The organism is Bacteroides zhangwenhongii (assembly GCF_009193325.2).
Taxonomy (GTDB): Bacteria; Bacteroidota; Bacteroidia; order Bacteroidales; family Bacteroidaceae; genus Bacteroides; species Bacteroides zhangwenhongii.
Genome location: NZ_CP059856.1, coordinates 4,738,593 through 4,755,333, shown reverse-complemented (window position 1 = coordinate 4,755,333; position 16,741 = coordinate 4,738,593). Strand labels below are relative to the sequence as shown.

The window sequence follows — 16,741 nt, the reverse complement described above, 5'->3', positions numbered from 1 at the left end:
AAAAAGGGAATCAACGTATTAACCTTCATTATAGGTTATAAATAAGGGCAACTCTTTTCACAAAGAACTGCCCTTCAAAAATGTTGAAATCTTATGTGAATTTATTCTTGAATAGCGGCGATGCCCGGAAGGATTTTTCCTTCGATTGCTTCAAGTAATGCGCCACCACCTGTTGAAACGTAAGATACACCGTTGGCCAGACCGAACTTGTTGACACAAGCTACAGAGTCACCACCACCGACGAGTGAGAAAGCACCGTTCTTGGTTGCTTCAACGATAGCTTCACCTACTGTACGTGAGCCGTGAGTGAAGTTGTCAAATTCGAATACACCTGTAGGACCGTTCCAAAGAATAGTCTTAGATTCTTTGATAACGTTAGCGAAGATTTCTTCAGTCTTAGGACCGATATCAAGACCTTCCCATCCATCAGGAATTTCGTTAACCGGACAGAATTTAGTATTTGCATCGTTAGAGAAAGCGTCAGCGATTTTAGCGTCAACAGCCAAAACCAGGTTCACACCTTTTTCTTTAGCCTTCTTTATCAGATCCAAAGCCAAGTCAAGTTTGTCGTCCTCGCAGATAGAGATACCGATTTTACCACCTTGCGCTTTAGTAAATGTATAAGTCATACCACCTGCGATAATCAAGTTGTCTACCTTGTTCAACAGGTTTTCGATGATTTCGATTTTAGAAGAAACTTTAGAGCCACCCATGATAGCAGTGAACGGACGTTTGATATCGTTCAATACTTTATCTACGGCTTTCACTTCTTTTTCCATCAGGTAACCGAACATCTTGTTATCAGTATCGAAATATTTAGCGATCAATGCCGTAGAAGCATGAGCGCGGTGAGCAGTACCGAATGCGTCGTTTACATAGCAGTCAGCGTAAGAAGCCAATTTCTTGGTAAATTCTTTCTGGCTTTCTTTTACAGCTTTCTTTGCAGCAGCTTTTTCTTCGTCAGTTGCGTCTTCTGCCAAACCTCTTGGTTTGCCTTCTTCTTCAGCATAGAAACGAAGGTTTTCGAGCAACAGCACTTCGCCCGGTTGCAGAGCAGCAGCTTTCACGGCAGCTTCTTCACCCATACAGTCGTTAGCAAACTGAACTTCAACACCCAGCAATTCAGACAGGTGTTTGATGATATGTTTCAAAGAAAATTTATCGGCAACGCCTTTCGGACGACCCAAATGAGAGCCAATGATGATGCTTCCGCCGTCTGCTAGGATCTTCTTCAAAGTAGGAAGAGCCGCACGCATACGGGTGTCGTCTGTGATGTTGAAGTTTTCGTCCAAGGGTACATTGAAGTCCACGCGAACAAATGCCTTTTTACCGGCAAAATTGAATTTGTCAATTGTCTGCATAATACTCTATTTTTATTTAAAAGTGTTTTTAAGATTCTTCGTTAAGAACGACCGCAAAGTTACTATTTATTTCGGTTCTCCGTTATTAAATCGTTATTTATTCTTGGCTTTTGATTCCTCTTTTGTAACTTTATAGGTGTTACAGAAATATTTGCACATCATTTGCAAACCACAGGTAGCACATTTGGGAGTACGTGCCTGACAAACATAACGACCGTGAAGGATCAGCCAATGATGGGCGATAGGGATCAGTTCCTCCGGAATATTCTTTATCAGTTCTTTTTCCACACTAAACGGAGTAGTGCAACTGTCCGGCACTAATCCGATGCGGTGGCTTACCCGGAATACGTGTGTGTCAACCGCCATTGCCGCTTTATTGAATACTACGGACTGAATCACGTTGGCCGTCTTCCTGCCCACACCGGGCAGCTTTGTCAAGTCTTCCAGATTATCGGGAACTTGGCTTTGGAAGTTATTCACCAGCATTTTTGCCATGCCGACCAGATGTTTCGCCTTGTTGTTCGGGTAAGATACACTCCGGATATATTCAAAAACGACTTCGGGAGTGGTGGCTGCCAAAGCCTCCGGAGTTGGAAAATCTTTATATAAAGGCGGAGTAATCATATTTACCCGTTTGTCTGTGCATTGGGCGGAGAGGATTACTGCGATCAGCAGTTCGTACGGATTGTTGTAATGTAATTCTGTTTCGGCCACAGGCACGTTCTCCTGAAACCAGGCGATCACTTTCTCATAACGTTCTTTCTTTCTCATCGTAGTTTGTTTTTATGGTAATGAGGCGTTACTTTGATTTTAAAATAGATGGCGGAAACTACCGTCAGGCAGGCTCCGAACAGATAGGCTTTGTCAAATGTGCTGATTTCTGCAATATATCCTCCCGTCAGCATACCAATACCGATTCCTACATCCCACGAAGTAAGATAGGTGGAAGTGGCCGTCCCCCGTTGGCTGTTGGGAGCCAGGTTGACAAACAGCGTATTGAACGCCGGAAACATGATCCCGAAGCCTACGCCCATCAGTAGCGCGACACCGAAAAACAGGATTGTGCAGACCGCTTCATTCCATTGAATCAGATATACGCAAGAAGCTAACAGAAAGAAACTGAAAATGACAAGATACAGTCCGGCGGCTATTACTTGTGTTATTTTCCCCCGATCCACCAACTTCCCGGAGAATATCCGGGAGATGGCCATACCGATAGCCATAAAAGTGAAGAAGAATCCCGTTTGCGTGTTTATTCCTATCTGACGGGCATACATGGCTACATAATTGGTAGTCATGCCGTAAGGAATAGAAAGCAACAACAGGCTAAGTCCGGCAGGCAATCCTTTTAACAAGATAAACCGGTCGAGTGAAATAGGTTCCCGTTTCACCGGAGGTTTATAGGGTGTTTTTACTAAACTGGCGGAAATAAATCCCAATACACATGAACCGAGCGCATAGCAGAATATCGTAGCAAAAGAGACTCCCGCGTCATGCAGGAATAATCCGAACATCGGTCCGATGGACATCGCTGTGTTGTTTGTAAGTCCGTAATATCCTAAACCTTCGCCTCTGCGTGAAGAGGGCATAATGTCGATAACGATTGTATTTCCGCCCACCGTAACCATCCCGAACGAGACACCGTGAATAATACGGAATATGATAAATAAGGTCAGTGAACCGGCAATCAGATAACCGCCGAACATCATCATAAAGATAAAATAAGCGAAAAGATACAGCGGTTTGCGTGCAAATGTATCAAGCAGATAACCGGAAAACGGACGAATGCAAAGTGCCGCTACTGTATAACAGGAAAGTACGATACCGATGGTAGAGGTCCCTGCCTGGAAAAACTCGGATAAATAAAACGGCAAAACGGGAATCAGCAGCCAGAAACCGAAGTAGAGCAGAAAATTGGCTGCCAAGATGAAACAATAACTAGGAGTAATGAGTCTATCCTTTGCCATAATGAATTAGTTTATTCCACCATTAGTTCACCACAGATTACACGGATTAGCACAGATTTTTAATAAATTCCCAATAATCTGTGTTAATCCGTGTAATCTGTGGTGAATATGATTAGTAGGCGCTCTCGAATTCCTTCAGGAAGCGTGTGTCATTTTCAGAGAACAGTCTGAGGTCGTTGACGCGATATTTTAAGTTGGTGATTCGTTCAATGCCCATTCCTAAAGCATAACCGCTATATATCTTGCTGTCAATACCGTTCAGCTCCAGCACGTTCGGATCTACCATACCGCAACCTAAGATTTCCACCCAACCTGTGTGTTTGCAGAAAGGACAACCTTTTCCACCGCAGATGTTACAGCTTATATCCATTTCGGCACTGGGCTCTGTGAAAGGGAAATAAGAAGGACGCAGGCGGATTTTGGTATCTTCACCGAACATTTCGCGGGCAAAAAGAAGCAATGCCTGTTTCAAATCCGTGAAAGACACGTTGCGGTCTACGTATAAAGCTTCCACTTGGTGGAAGAAGGCGTGTGCACGGTAGCTGATAGCTTCGTTACGATATACGCGTCCCGGACAAAGTACGCGGATAGGAGGTTGTGTAGACTCCATTACACGGCTCTGTACGCTGGATGTGTGTGTACGCAAAACGACATTGTGAGACACTTCGGTATTGTTTTCAATAAAGAAAGTGTCTTGCATATCGCGTGCCGGATGGTCTTCCGCAAAGTTCATGGAAGAGAATACATGCCAGTCGTCTTCGATTTCCGGTCCGTCTGCGATGTTGAAACCCATTCGGGCAAAAATATCGATGATTTCGTTCTTCACGATTGTGAGCGGATGGCGCGTACCAAGTTTCACAGGATAAGCCGAACGGGTCAAATCCAATCCGTCGCAACCGTTGTCTTGGTTTTCAAACTGCTCTTTCAGCGCATTGATTTTATCCTGCGCTTTCGTTTTCAGTTCATTCAGCCTCATGCCGACTTCCTTTTTCTGCTCAGCCGGTACGTTACGAAAATCTGCCATTAAGTCGTTAATGGCTCCCTTCTTGCTAAGGTATTTGATGCGGAGAGCTTCGAGTTCTTCGGCATTGGAGGCGTGCAAGGCTTCCACCTCTTTCAGAAGTTGTTCAATCTTAGCTATCATATTTTTGATATATTGTTATTCAGTTTCTTGGTAAAAACCTTGCAAAGATATAATATTTATTTCAGTTGGTGAAATCTATATAGACGTTTTTATGGAGTTACTTACTTTAGGTTCGGATTTAAAATCGCATCCTCGTAAGGATAGGGAGCGTACATTTTACTATCATCCCATGTACCCGTTACGGGCACCGCTTCATTTCTCTCGATACCCTCCGCTACTTTTATTAGCGGGTTCTCCTTGCGGTATTCAAAATGATCTTTGTACCGGTACATCCTGAACATATCCCTGGCCCTGCTTGCAATGCCTCCCCAATAGTATCCGGCTATTTCCCAGCCGTGCTCATCGTAGGCGGCTTCTGCCAGTGCTTCGGGTGTCATGGTTTCCTTATAAAAATTAGTTTCTTGACCGTCAGCCCTGTTACGTACCTTATTTAATACTTCTATGGCTTTTGTATTGACTTCTCCCGAACGCCCTGTTGCTTCGGCATACCAGCAATATACCTGCGACAGCCGTATCAGTTGGAGCGTCTTTTCGCCTGCCGCGTTCACCAGAGCGGGATTGGTGTAATCGAACTCCGTTCCACGTACAGCACCTTCCACCGTTTTCATGAAAACAGGTGCAACCACTTCGCGGGAAGGTGGATCGGTGTCATACCACCAGTCATGTAGCTCGCCATCGCTCAATATGATTTTAGGAAAGTAAGTGGCATCTTTGCGCGGTCCTTCCGGAAAAGCTTTCCAGAATTTGATTTCTCCATTGGTATCTCCCCATCCGCCTTGCGCCATATCCTGAAGGAAGTCGGTCAAAGGAGCGGCTTGATTTGTCTGGTTCCGGTTATAGTAGATGCCCAGCAGTAACTCTTTATTCTTATTATTATATTCCCAAGAATATACCTGGCTGTATTCATCCAGCAGTGCATAATTATAAATGTGGTTCTCCACACCGTCGATTACTTCTTTTGCTTTGCCTGCCGCCAGTTTATAATATTCCGTTCCTTTGTTGAGCGGCCATCCTGCCATGCACATATACACGTATGCCATTGTCGCTTTCACTGCTCCTTCACTTACGGCGATATTTATTCCGTTTCTGGCATAAGGCTCTTTGGTGTAATTTGCAGGACAGTCTGTTTCTGCAATCTTCAGGTCGGATAGGATCAATTTATAAACTTCTTCTTCTGTTTGCAAAGGAGCGTTGTAATTGATTTCCTCTTCCAGCATGATAGGTACTTTTCCCCACGTTGTCACCAGATAGAAATACGAATAGGCTCTCCAATAATGTGCCTGTCCGATAGCAGCCTTAATTTCTTCCTCTGATACGTCGGGGGTGCGTCCAGCATTGTTGATAATGAAGTTGGCGGCTTTGATTACTTTGAAACGCTGTTCCCACATACTGGACAGCCATGAATTATTATCTTTCACATCAAACTGGTCATGTTCCCTAAGCGGCTGTTTGTTGCTGGAAGGGTGGGTGGAAATATCATCACCGGCTAGGAAGTTAGTACCGCAAAGATTATTGCTGGCCTGTGAACTTGCTATCACGGAGTATAATGCGGTCAGTGAAGCATCAAGATCTTCTTTGTTGCTGAAGAATTCTTCTGAAGGTAACTGTCCTTTAGGGTCTTCGGTCAGGAAGTCGTTGCACGAAACGAGACATAGACCCGCCCAAACGAATGGCAATGTCTTTTTGATATACTTATATGTTGTTTTCATCTTGTTCTTTATTTATAGGTCAATGGTTAAAATCTGATTTTGGCGCCAAAAGTTATTGTTCGTGGGATGGGGTACGCACCATAGTCCAGACCGTCATAGCTGGTATAAACCTCCGGATCCATTCCTTTGTAACGGGTGATTGTAAAAAGGTCTTGCGCGCTTACGGATAATTGTATGCTTGCAAACTTGGCAACCCGTCTCGGAATGCGATACGAAATGCTGACGTTCTTCAATTTGACGAAAGAAGCGTCTTCCAGCCAGAAATCCGAGTTGGCGTAATTCTTACTTTCGGTATTGGTGAGGCTCGGATAAGCTGCTTCCGCTTTGTTGCTTACGTGATCCCAACCTTTGAAATAAGCATCCCGCAGCGTGACGAAACGTGAATTCCCGGTCATTGAGGCGGCCGTGTAGCGGCTTATATTCAGGCGGTTGTATCCGGTGGCGGCATTGAAGAAGATGTTTACAGTCCAGTTTTTCCAACTGATTGTGTTGTTCCACCCCATTGTCCATTTCGGGCTTGCCTGTCCTTTTACTACCAAGTCGTCGGAAGTAGGGCTGGTAGTCAGGCTGCCGTCTGCTTTCTGATAAAGGTTGGCGCCTTTCTCGTCGAATCCTTTCCATTGATATACATAGAAAGATCCCATCGGATAACCGGGCTTCATAATTTGCATCGCGCCGCCCAAATCGCTATAGTTGGCTGTCAGTACGAAGTCACTGCCGGCAAGGTCGGTTACTTCATTTTTCACATAAGCGGCATTGAAACCGGTCTCCCAAGTCACCGTTCCTTTCACCGGGAAGGTGTTGACCGAGAATTCAACTCCCATGTTCTTCAGTTCACCCTGATTCACCCAATACGTACCTCCACCGTTGTATTTGGGTACTTGTTTTTGGAAGAGCAGGTCTTTGGTTATTTTCTTGAACCAATCGAATGTAATGTTGAACCCGCCTAAGCTTAAATCTACTCCCAAATCATATTGGTAGGTCTTTTCCCAAGTGATATCGGGAGTAGGGAACTGGTTACCCCAATACCCTGTGTAAGCATTGGAAGTACCCCAGCCGTAAGTTGCGCCCGATAACATTCCCAGCGTACTGTATGCGGCAATGTCCTGATTACCGGTGACACCGAAACTACCTCTTAATTTCAATTGTTCCAATATATGTTGGTTGCTCATGAACTTCTCCTTTGCTATATCCCAAGCTACTGCTGCGGATGGAAAATATCCCCATTTATTGTTTCCTTGAAATTTGGAAGAGCCGTCCGCTCTTAATGCGGCAGTGATGAAATACCGTTTCTTGTAGTCATAGTTGGCACGTATGATTCCTGAAGCAAGAGACGCTTCTGTGTACGAGTTGCTTGCATTTCTTATGGCGGCATTGGCGATATTCCAATATCCTACGCTCTCATTGTTCAGATTCGAACCGGTACCTTGCAAGCCCGTATCCCATGAGCGGCTGATTTCCCATACGGCCATTGCCGTAACGTTGTGGTCACCGAATTGTCTTTGCCAGGTCAGGTTATTGGTATTCTGCCAATAGTTATGCATATTGCTGGTGTTGTTCATGCTGTTGATTGCACCGGGAGCTTCCAATTTCGATTTGAAAGAATAGGAAGGGCTGTGGTCGTAGTCGTATCCACCTTGTACGGAGAACGTAAGCCCTTTCATTATCTTGAATAATAAGGTCAGGTTGGCATTGAGGTTATAACTGTAACTGTCACTGTAGTTAACCATCAGCTCGCCGTATGGATTCGAGCCGTTGGCGATGTTATACGGGTCTCTGTTGTATATGCCGGTTTCCGAGTCTTTCATTTCCATCGTAGGGGAGAAGTTGGTGATATGAAACCAGTTGGCGCCGTCGTTATGCTTATGCAGACTGCTGGCGTTCATCTTGGCGGAGATAGTCAGCCAGGGTTTTACATCAGCATCGATGTTTGCCCGGATACCATAACGTTTGTAATCCGTCCTGATAGTGACGGCTTCCTGATCCAGCATATTTCCGGAAATAAGATATTTCACTTTGGCGTTTCCGCCGGAGATGCTTAACCTGTAATCCTGCGTGATACCGGTGTGGGTGATGAGGTCAGCCCAATTGATTCCTTTTGTCCCGTTTTTGTAGGCTTCGAGGTCTTCTGCTGAAATCGTAGATGAACCGCGTATATCATTCAGTGCCGTTGCATATTCATATGCGTTCAGTAAATCATATTGTTTTCTCACTGTGGAAAGACCTACGGAAGCATCGAACGTAATACTGGCTTTTCCTTCGCTACCGCCTTTGGTGGTGATCAAAATAACTCCGTTTGAACCTCGCGAACCGTAAATAGCGGTGGATGAAGCGTCTTTCAGAACTTCCATCGATTGGATATCCGACGGATTGATACCGTCCAGCCCGCTGGAAGAGATGATTCCGTCTATCACGTACAACGGGTCACTACTTTTATTGATAGAGGTAGTACCGCGTACACGTACTTTCATGCCTGCTCCGGGCACACCGCTTGTCGCAGTAACTTCCACACCGGGTGTCCGGCCTTGAAGGATGTTTTCCACTCGTTTTATCGGCTGGTTCTTGAATTGCCTGGTCGACACACCGGAAACGGAGCCCGTCAAATCGCTTTTCTTGACTGTTCCGTATCCTACCACCACTACCTCTTCTAGTAGCTGATTGTCTTCTTTCAGTATGACATGGAGGGCTGTTCTTTTTCTTATTTTTATTTCCTGCGGATGATATCCGATATAAGAAATAACGAGGGTGGCTCCTTGGGGAACACTCAGTGTAAATTTGCCGTCCATATCACTCGTCGTCCCTGTCGTTTCTTCTCCTTTTATTAATACAGAGGCGCCGATGATGGTTTCTCCTTGTTCGTCATAAATAATTCCTTTTATGGTTCTGTTCCCGCCTTCATCGGTTTCGTCTTCTTGCACTTCCGTCACCGGCTCTCCTTCTGTCGGGGCTTCCATCGGCATACTTGCTGCTTGTGAAAACAGATGTGATGGTAAAAGGAACACAAACAGAATGCTTAACAACCATTTGCTTTTTCTTGTCACTTTCATGTTTATTTAAGTTTAGATTTTCTTATAGGGATTGAATTCTGTTAATAGTTAGTGGGCAAGCAGCGTGCCAGACCATTCTATATACTGTCCGGATAAAACGTAAATAATTGATTTTTATTGTTATAGTATTTAAGAAATAAAGTGTGTTTTTTTAGAAGTGTGGAATTGCAGACTGTGGAATTGTGTAAAAATTCCACAGTGTGGTGGAGTATATTCCCCATTGTTTTATCGGTACGCATTGAAATAATTTATATCTTTGCACCGTTATGTACCGAAAATCCGGCAACTTATGAAAAAGATTGTTTTCACTCTTCTGATTTTGGCTTTTTCTTTTCGCCTTGCGGCCCAGATAGACTATTTGGAGCCGGTGCGATCTCTCTCTACTTATAAAGGCGAGTTGGGTGAATATTATCGTAGTGTATTCTCTTTGTTAAATACAGGTTTTCAGAAACAGCCTTATGCGCGTTTTACAGCTATTCCTTCCTTTTCGCCCGAATATGCCATGTCGGTGGAAAAGAAGAACGGACGTTATTTTCTTATATCGAACACGCTGTCACGAACTTATTGGCAGGCGGAGAAAGGAACGGTGAAAGTGGAGACGAAATCAGTTGCCATCAGTCCGTCGCTTTATCGGTCTTTGGGAGCTATCTTTCATATAGTCACTGAGCAGATACAGGATTTGGATGGTTCCAGTGCTGGTTTGGATGGGGTTGTCTATTATTTTTCTTCCACCAATGAGAAAGGGAAAGAGCGGATGGGACGGAAGTGGTCTCCGGAAAAAGGAACTTTGATGGAGCGTCTTGTGTTGGTTTGCCAGTCGGCTTATATGTTGTCCAAAGGTGGGAATATATCGGAGCAGACTTTGGCAGAAGAAGCCGCTTCTCTGTTGAAGGCCCTGCAACAACGCAGCAAGGAAGCTCCCGATGCATATAAACAACCGATATATGTTGGAATTTATCAGGTAGGTCCCCGTTCGAGAGCGCTTTCCGGAAAACGGATAGAAGAGTTAGCTCATTTTCCGGACATGACTCCTGAAGAATATATTGCCGGACAGATGGTGTATCCGGCCGATTTATTGGAAAAGAATATTCCCGGATTTGCTTTGTGCGAGTTTACTATTGATAAAGAAGGAGTTATACTTCGTCCGCATATAGTACGGTCTACGCATCCGGAGTTTGCGGAAGAAGCTCTCCGCATTGTAAAAGGAATGCCGAAGTGGGCTCCAGCTCTTGTAGAAGGTAAACCGACAGATAGTAATTATACTCTTTATATTCCTTTTCGACCGCAGAATTATCGGGCGAAATAACCTTCCTCCCCTAGTGTAAAAATATAAAATCCTCTATCACCTATCACCTGTTGCTCTGAATTCCTTTATTCATCGTGCTTTCAATAGGGTGATAGGTTGTGTGTAATCTATCACCGCACCTGTCACCTATCACCGCTTTCTCTGAAAACAGTAATCGGTAGAATGTCTCTCTTACTATTGGTTATTTTGTTTCATAGCTGTTTGAAACATTTTGTTTGCCACCGTAAAACACTATGTTTCACGCTGCCAAACACTTTGTTTCGCACTGTCGAACACTTTGTTTCAAGCCGTTGAAACACGACTCTACTCCGTATGTTTGGGATGAATCGTATAGTTGGTTTAGGCGAATCGTATGGTTAGTTTAAGTGAAACGTATGGTCGATTTAGGCAAATCGTATGGTCGTATTGGGTGACAGATGTTTTGCCAAGATAGTTACTCATGTATAATCAGATTCAAAAAATCATTAAAACAAAGAACTTTTCTTGTTCTTGATTGTCTTATGACCATAAATATATAAAATGAGAACTTATGGATGATATGATTAACAGACACGATTCGATTGCAGAAGAAAATATCGAACCGAATGGTCGTCCGGCCACGAATGATTTTGAAGAATGGAGCAGCGAAGTTTCTGACCGTGCAGACAATGTTTTCAAGAATGATACGAAAGACGGTCCCGACAAAGACCGTAAGAAACGTATAAAGGAAATAGATGAAGTGATAAAGAAGGACCTTGAATAAAGGTCCTTTATTTGATTACAATCTCTATTTGTATATTTTTAGGTATAAGTTCTACTCCATATTTTTTCTTGAATGCCGCTTTTGCTCTTTGTACGGAAGTTTTCCCTTTAATTCAACAATACTCGTTGTGACAATGATCAAGTATTAAATAATCGCACCTGATGCCTTCAGTGATTTGGCAACCGTCGACTTTTATTTTTGTTAGTAAATGTTGGTCAGGGTTTAAGAAAATACATTTGCATTTATTCTCTTTGATTACCAGAATTTTATCTGTCATTTCTCGTGTACATTTTCCGGATGTAACTTAGATACGTTATCAGCCTCTATCATATTATTCAAGGTTGATAATAGATATGGACTATGTGTTGTTACTGTCAGTTTACCGACTCCTTGCTCACCTATGAATATATTGAAATCTTTCAATATAATTTCTGCTGAAGTGATCGCTCCAAAGTTGCGAATGATGAGTTTACGTTCCATATTACTATACGACTTATATTTTCGAGTCGTGCAATATAATCATTTAATGGTAGAAAATCAAAAAAGAGCAACTCTGTTTATGAATTGCTCTTTTAAGAAGTGGAGCGTATCGGACTCGAACCGATCACCTTAACACTGCCAGTGTTACGCTCTAGCCAGATGAGCTAACGCCCCTTTTTTCTCTTATATGATAACGTTTGTAAACGAATCTCTTTTGTTGCCGCAAATATAATGCAATATTCTGAAATAATTGCTATGTTTGCGGTAAATAATCTATTAGAAGGAAAAATATGTTGATTTATAACACCACTTTTCAAGTGGACGATGATGTTCACGATAATTTTTTGATTTGGATAAAAGAATCTTATATTCCCGAAGTACAGAAGCACGGAGCGCTGAAAACGCCACGTATTTGTCGTATACTGAGCCATCGGGAAGATGGGAGCGCCTATTCTTTACAGTGGGAAGTAGAGAGTAGCGGATTGTTGCACCGCTGGCATTTGGAACAAGGGGTGCGATTGAATGACGAACTGACTAAGATATTTAAGGATAAGGTAATCGGATTTCCCACATTGATGGAGGTGATAGAGTGATTCAACCGGTAAAAGAGAAGATAATTCTGGGGATAGACCCCGGTACGACAATCATGGGATATGGAGTGCTGAGAATAAAAGGAACCAAACCTGAAATGATTGCTATGGGGATTATCGACTTGCGTAAGTTTGCCAATCATTACTTGAAACTGCGCCATATCCATGAGCGGGTGCTGAGTATTATTGAAAGCTATTTGCCTGATGAACTGGCTATTGAAGCTCCTTTCTTCGGCAAAAATGTTCAGTCTATGTTGAAATTGGGACGTGCGCAAGGAGTGGCGATGGCAGCAGCGTTAAGTCGTGATATACCGATCACCGAATATGCCCCGTTGAAGATAAAGATGGCTATTACCGGAAACGGACAAGCATCGAAGGAGCAGGTGGCGGATATGTTGCAGAGAATGCTTCATTTCTCAAAAGCGGATATGCCCACCTTTATGGATGCGACCGACGGTCTGGCTGCCGCCTATTGTCATTTCCTGCAAATGGGACGGCCTGCCGTAGAGAAGGGATATAGTAGCTGGAAGGATTTTATAGCGAAGAATCCGGATAAAGTGAAGTAAACTTTAACAATAATCAGATTACGAAAAATAGTATCATAGGAGAGCTTGAGATGAAGATAGGAATTAATTCAATAATAGGAGTGACTACAGTGGCAACAGTGATGAGTTGTTCTTCTGCGAAAAAGGAATATGCTTCCTTCGAGTTGTATCCCGTCCGTACGGGAAGCCTTACGGAAATGGAATATACTCCGGAAGCTACGAAATTCACCCTTTGGTCACCGACAGCAGAAGAGGTGCGCCTGATGCTTTATGATGAAGGTGAAGGAGGCCATGCCTATGAAACTGTGAAGATGGAACTTGGAGAGGATGGAACTTGGGCAACTGTGGTTAACAAGAATTTGCTCAATAAGTTCTATACTTTCAATGTGAAAATCAATGATAAATGGCAAGGGGATACTCCGGGAATTAATGCTCACGCCGTTGGGGTGAACGGAAAACGTGCCGCTATTATCGATTGGAAAGCAACGAACCCGGAAGGATGGGAGAATGATCAACGTCCTCCGCTGAAATCTCCTGCCGATATGATTATCTACGAAATGCATCATCGTGATTTTTCGGTCGATTCTACTTCCGGAATAAAGAATAAAGGAAAGTTCCTTGCTTTAACCGAGCATGGAACGATGAATTCGGACAAATTGCTGACGGGAATCGACCATCTGATAGAGTTGGGTGTGACGCACGTGCATCTTCTTCCTTCCTATGATTATGCTTCCGTAGATGAAACGAAATTGGATGAAAATCAGTACAATTGGGGATATGACCCGTTGAACTACAATGTTCCGGACGGCTCATATTCAACAGATCCTTATCAACCCGCCACTCGCGTGAAAGAATTCAAGCAAATGGTACAGGCGTTGCATAAAGCCGACATCCGGGTGATTCTGGATGTGGTTTACAATCATACGTTTAATACGGCGGAGAGTAATTTTGAACGTACAGTACCCGGTTATTTTTATCGTCAGAAAGAAGACGGGACATTGGCGAACGGTTCGGGTTGTGGAAATGAAACGGCTAGTGAACGTCCTATGATGCGTAAGTTTATGATAGAATCCGTGCTTTACTGGATGAAGGAATATCATATCGATGGTTTTCGCTTCGATTTGATGGGAGTGCATGATATTGAAACGATGAACGAGATTCGGAAGGCAGTGGATGAAGTGGACTCTACTGTTTGTGTTTACGGAGAAGGATGGGCTGCTGAAACGCCTCAATATCCTGCTGATTCTTTGGCTATGAAAAAGAATGTGGCGTATATGCCCGGAATTGCAGTCTTCTCGGACGAGTTTCGTGACGGACTTTGCGGTTCTGTTTGGGAGAAAGGTAAGGGAGCTTTTCTTGCCGGAGTGCCGGGAGGGGAGAACAGTGTTAAGTTTGGTATTGTGGGAGCTATCGAACATCCGCAAGTACGCTATGATTCGGTGAATTACAGTCGGCAAGCCTGGGCCGGACAGCCTACCCAAATGATTAGCTACGTTTCCTGCCATGACGGTTTGTGCCTCGTTGATCGCTTGAAAGCAAGTATGCCGGGAGCTACTCCCGAGCAACTGGTTCGACTTGATAAGCTTGCGCAGACGGTAGTCTTCACTTCGCAAGGTATTCCTTTTATCTATGCAGGAGAAGAAGTGATGCGCGATAAACAAGGAGTGGACAATAGTTATAAGAGTCCGGATGCAGTCAATGCTATCGATTGGCGACGTAAAACGACGAACGGAGATGTTTTCATGTATTATAAGCGGCTCATAGATCTGCGTAAGTCCCATCCCGCTTTCCGTATGGGAGATGCGGAAAAGGTTCGGAAGCATCTGGAGTTTCTTCCGGTGGAAGGACAAAACCTGATTGCATTCCGCCTGAAGGATCATGCGAACGGGGATAGTTGGGAAGATATTATCGTGGCTTTTAATTCCCGTATGACTCCTGCGCGTTTGGAAGTGCCTGTTGGTAAATATACAGTGGTATGCAAAGATGGCGTGATAGATGTGCGTGGATTAGGTACGCAGACCGGACCGGAAGTAATTATTCCCGGACAGTCTGCATTGATTATGTACAAGTAGCTTTTGTTTGAAGATTAAGAATCATTTTCCGGTATACATACCGATAATAGTTCCTGTAAACCCACCTGCTTTATGGGTGCTTAAGATGGTGGCATCTAAATCGTTGACTACTTCTTGCCATTTCTTCTTGTCGAAGGATAGGGCGAAGCTGTATTTTCCACCGCGTCCAGTGATGCGAAGGTAAAGAGGGAGGTCGGTTCGTTTATCCTCTAGTGTAAATGTACCTTCAGTTGTCTGTTTGCCATTGTCAGTACGGACTACAGTAATCACTTGTTTTCCTTCCCGGATTGTTTTGCCAAAAATGAGATTGAATTTTTCATTCTGATAGCAGACAAGTCCGGCAAATGTTTGTTCATTGAGCGGAGTGAAACTCATTTCCGTAGTAACAGTGAAATTGGTATGTTGCTGACGATGACCAATAAAGGCGGGAGCGCCCACAGTATAAATATCAAAAGCGGCAGGAGTCAGATGAAGTTTGCCTTCGTGAATACTCCACCAGTTCTCTCGCGGTGTCCGGATGAACAGCCATTCCAAAGCTAATTTCTCATCGGTATTGAAGTCATCTCTCCATCTAAAGTTACCTGTAAATGTTTGTGGCGTAATTCCGGCAACATCAGCTTTCCAATTTTCGGGACGTACAACAGTAGGAATTGCTTTCCCTTTTTCCATAATGACAGGTGTTCCCTTTTTCCATGTAACCGGAAGCAGGAATGTTTCACGTCCGGTATGGTATAAGTCACCTTCATAAGGGCGGCAAGCCAGGAATATGGCAAACCATTGTCCGTCCGGTGTTTCAATAAGATCGGCATGTCCTGTGCAGGTGATTGGATTGGCACGGTCTTCGGGGAGATCGCGTTGCGTTAAGATCGGATTGTCGGATACGGGTCGGTAGGGACCTTTCACATGGTCGGAGGTGAAAATAACCTCTGAATGATTGACGGATGTGCCACCTTCAGCAGCCATCAGATAATATTTTCCTTTGATTTTATAGAGATGGGGTCCTTCTATCCAGATAGGATGTTTGCTTTTGTCTACGCCTCCATCTACGATGACTTGTTTTTTCCCGAATGTCTGGTCGGTGCCCGGATCATAGTTGTGAATCCAGATGGCACGATGCCCGTCATATTCCGGTATTCCTACTGGTGCGTCATTATGAACGAGATATGCTTTTCCATCTTCGTCGAAGAAGAGGGAAGGATCGATTCCGCCAACTTCAGGAAGAAGGATCGGGGCGCTCCAACCTTGTTGCGGGTCTTTCGTTTTTACAACAAAATTGCCGATGCCATCTACGCAGGTGGTAACCACATAAAAAGTGTCATTAGCAGGATTATAGCTGATGGCTGGTGCATAAATACCTCCGCTTAGGCGGATGTTGTCGAGTTTTAATTGTGAGGGACGGTCGAGTACGTGTCCTATTTGTTCCCAATGTACGAGGTCACGGCTATGTAGGATTGGGATTCCCGGATAGTAAGAGAAAGAGGAATGTATCATGTAATAGTCTTCTCCTTTCCGGCAGATACTGGGATCCGGGTAAAAACCACAGATAATCGGATTCCGGTATTCATAGATCGAATCAATCGGTGTTTCGAAAATAACATCTTCTCCCTGATATTCGAAGAAGTCGAAAATGGCTTCATTTGTTTGGGGAATGGATTGGCATCCGGTTATATTTAATCCGGTAGCTATGGTAAACAGGATAATAATTAGAGAAAAGAAGATCTTTTGTGTCGTCATGGCTCTACTTTATTAATGAATGAAATGGAACATTTGTGATACAT

13 protein-coding genes and 1 tRNA gene are annotated in these 16,741 nt (G+C 43.9%); 5 read left to right on the top strand and 9 right to left on the bottom strand.

The genetic code is table 11. The features are described from left to right. Positions 1 to 101: 101 nt before the first annotated feature. From GD630_RS18850 to GD630_RS18825, 6 genes are all read right to left on the bottom strand, one after another. Positions 102 to 1,361, bottom strand: a complete 1,260-nt coding sequence (locus GD630_RS18850; RefSeq protein WP_143866663.1) for a phosphoglycerate kinase — start codon at positions 1,359 to 1,361, stop codon at positions 102 to 104. Between the two features lie 93 nt (positions 1,362 to 1,454). Next, on the bottom strand, positions 1,455 to 2,132 hold the full coding sequence (gene nth, locus GD630_RS18845) for an endonuclease III (protein ID WP_143866665.1): 678 nt from the start codon (positions 2,130 to 2,132) through the stop codon (positions 1,455 to 1,457). Then, complete coding sequence (locus GD630_RS18840) at positions 2,129 to 3,328, bottom strand: MFS transporter (protein ID WP_143866666.1); 1,200 nt, start codon at positions 3,326 to 3,328, stop codon at positions 2,129 to 2,131. The genes nth and GD630_RS18840 overlap by 4 nt, the downstream gene beginning before the upstream one ends. 112 nt (positions 3,329 to 3,440) lie before the next feature. After that, complete coding sequence (gene pheS / locus GD630_RS18835; protein ID WP_007758658.1) at positions 3,441 to 4,472, bottom strand: phenylalanine--tRNA ligase subunit alpha; 1,032 nt, start codon at positions 4,470 to 4,472, stop codon at positions 3,441 to 3,443. A gap of 101 nt (positions 4,473 to 4,573) precedes the next feature. Then, on the bottom strand, positions 4,574 to 6,181 hold the full coding sequence (locus GD630_RS18830) for a RagB/SusD family nutrient uptake outer membrane protein (protein WP_143866668.1): 1,608 nt from the start codon (positions 6,179 to 6,181) through the stop codon (positions 4,574 to 4,576). Positions 6,182 to 6,207: 26 nt separating this feature from the next. Next, a complete protein-coding gene (locus GD630_RS18825; protein WP_143866669.1) occupies positions 6,208 to 9,228 on the bottom strand; it encodes a SusC/RagA family TonB-linked outer membrane protein in 3,021 nt (1,006 codons plus the stop codon). A 289-nt stretch (positions 9,229 to 9,517) separates the two neighbouring features. Here GD630_RS18825 and GD630_RS18820 point away from each other — a divergent pair, with 289 nt between their 5' ends. After that, entirely contained in the window at positions 9,518 to 10,534 is a 1,017-nt protein-coding gene (locus GD630_RS18820; RefSeq protein ID WP_143866671.1) for an energy transducer TonB, read from the top strand. 529 nt (positions 10,535 to 11,063) lie between these two features. After that, entirely contained in the window at positions 11,064 to 11,276 is a 213-nt protein-coding gene (locus tag GD630_RS18815; RefSeq protein ID WP_143866673.1) for a hypothetical protein, read from the top strand. Between the two features lie 273 nt (positions 11,277 to 11,549). On the opposite strand, the gene GD630_RS18810 is transcribed toward GD630_RS18815, so the two are convergent. Together GD630_RS18810 and GD630_RS18805 are read right to left on the bottom strand one after the other, a co-directional pair. Next, positions 11,550 to 11,756, bottom strand: a complete 207-nt coding sequence (locus GD630_RS18810; RefSeq protein WP_143866674.1) for a hypothetical protein — start codon at positions 11,754 to 11,756, stop codon at positions 11,550 to 11,552. A gap of 100 nt (positions 11,757 to 11,856) precedes the next feature. Continuing rightward, a tRNA-Ala gene (locus tag GD630_RS18805) sits at positions 11,857 to 11,930 on the bottom strand. A gap of 116 nt (positions 11,931 to 12,046) precedes the next feature. Here GD630_RS18805 and GD630_RS18800 point away from each other — a divergent pair. The 3 genes from GD630_RS18800 to pulA are packed head-to-tail and all read left to right on the top strand — an operon-like array spanning position 12,047 to position 14,963. Next, the gene (locus GD630_RS18800; RefSeq protein WP_007758669.1) at positions 12,047 to 12,349 is read left to right on the top strand and encodes a DUF4286 family protein; all 303 of its coding nucleotides are present in this window, start codon (positions 12,047 to 12,049) and stop codon (positions 12,347 to 12,349) included. Beyond that, a complete protein-coding gene (gene ruvC, locus GD630_RS18795) occupies positions 12,346 to 12,912 on the top strand; it encodes a crossover junction endodeoxyribonuclease RuvC (protein ID WP_007758671.1) in 567 nt (188 codons plus the stop codon). The genes GD630_RS18800 and ruvC overlap by 4 nt, the downstream gene beginning before the upstream one ends. A gap of 50 nt (positions 12,913 to 12,962) precedes the next feature. After that, complete coding sequence (pulA, locus tag GD630_RS18790; RefSeq protein ID WP_143866676.1) at positions 12,963 to 14,963, top strand: type I pullulanase; 2,001 nt, start codon at positions 12,963 to 12,965, stop codon at positions 14,961 to 14,963. Positions 14,964 to 14,984: 21 nt separating this feature from the next. Here the strand turns inward: pulA and GD630_RS18785 are convergent, their stop codons facing one another. Further along, positions 14,985 to 16,697, bottom strand: coding sequence for a glycoside hydrolase family 43 protein (locus GD630_RS18785; RefSeq protein WP_143866678.1), 1,713 nt, complete (start codon positions 16,695 to 16,697; stop codon positions 14,985 to 14,987). Positions 16,698 to 16,741 lie beyond the last annotated feature (44 nt).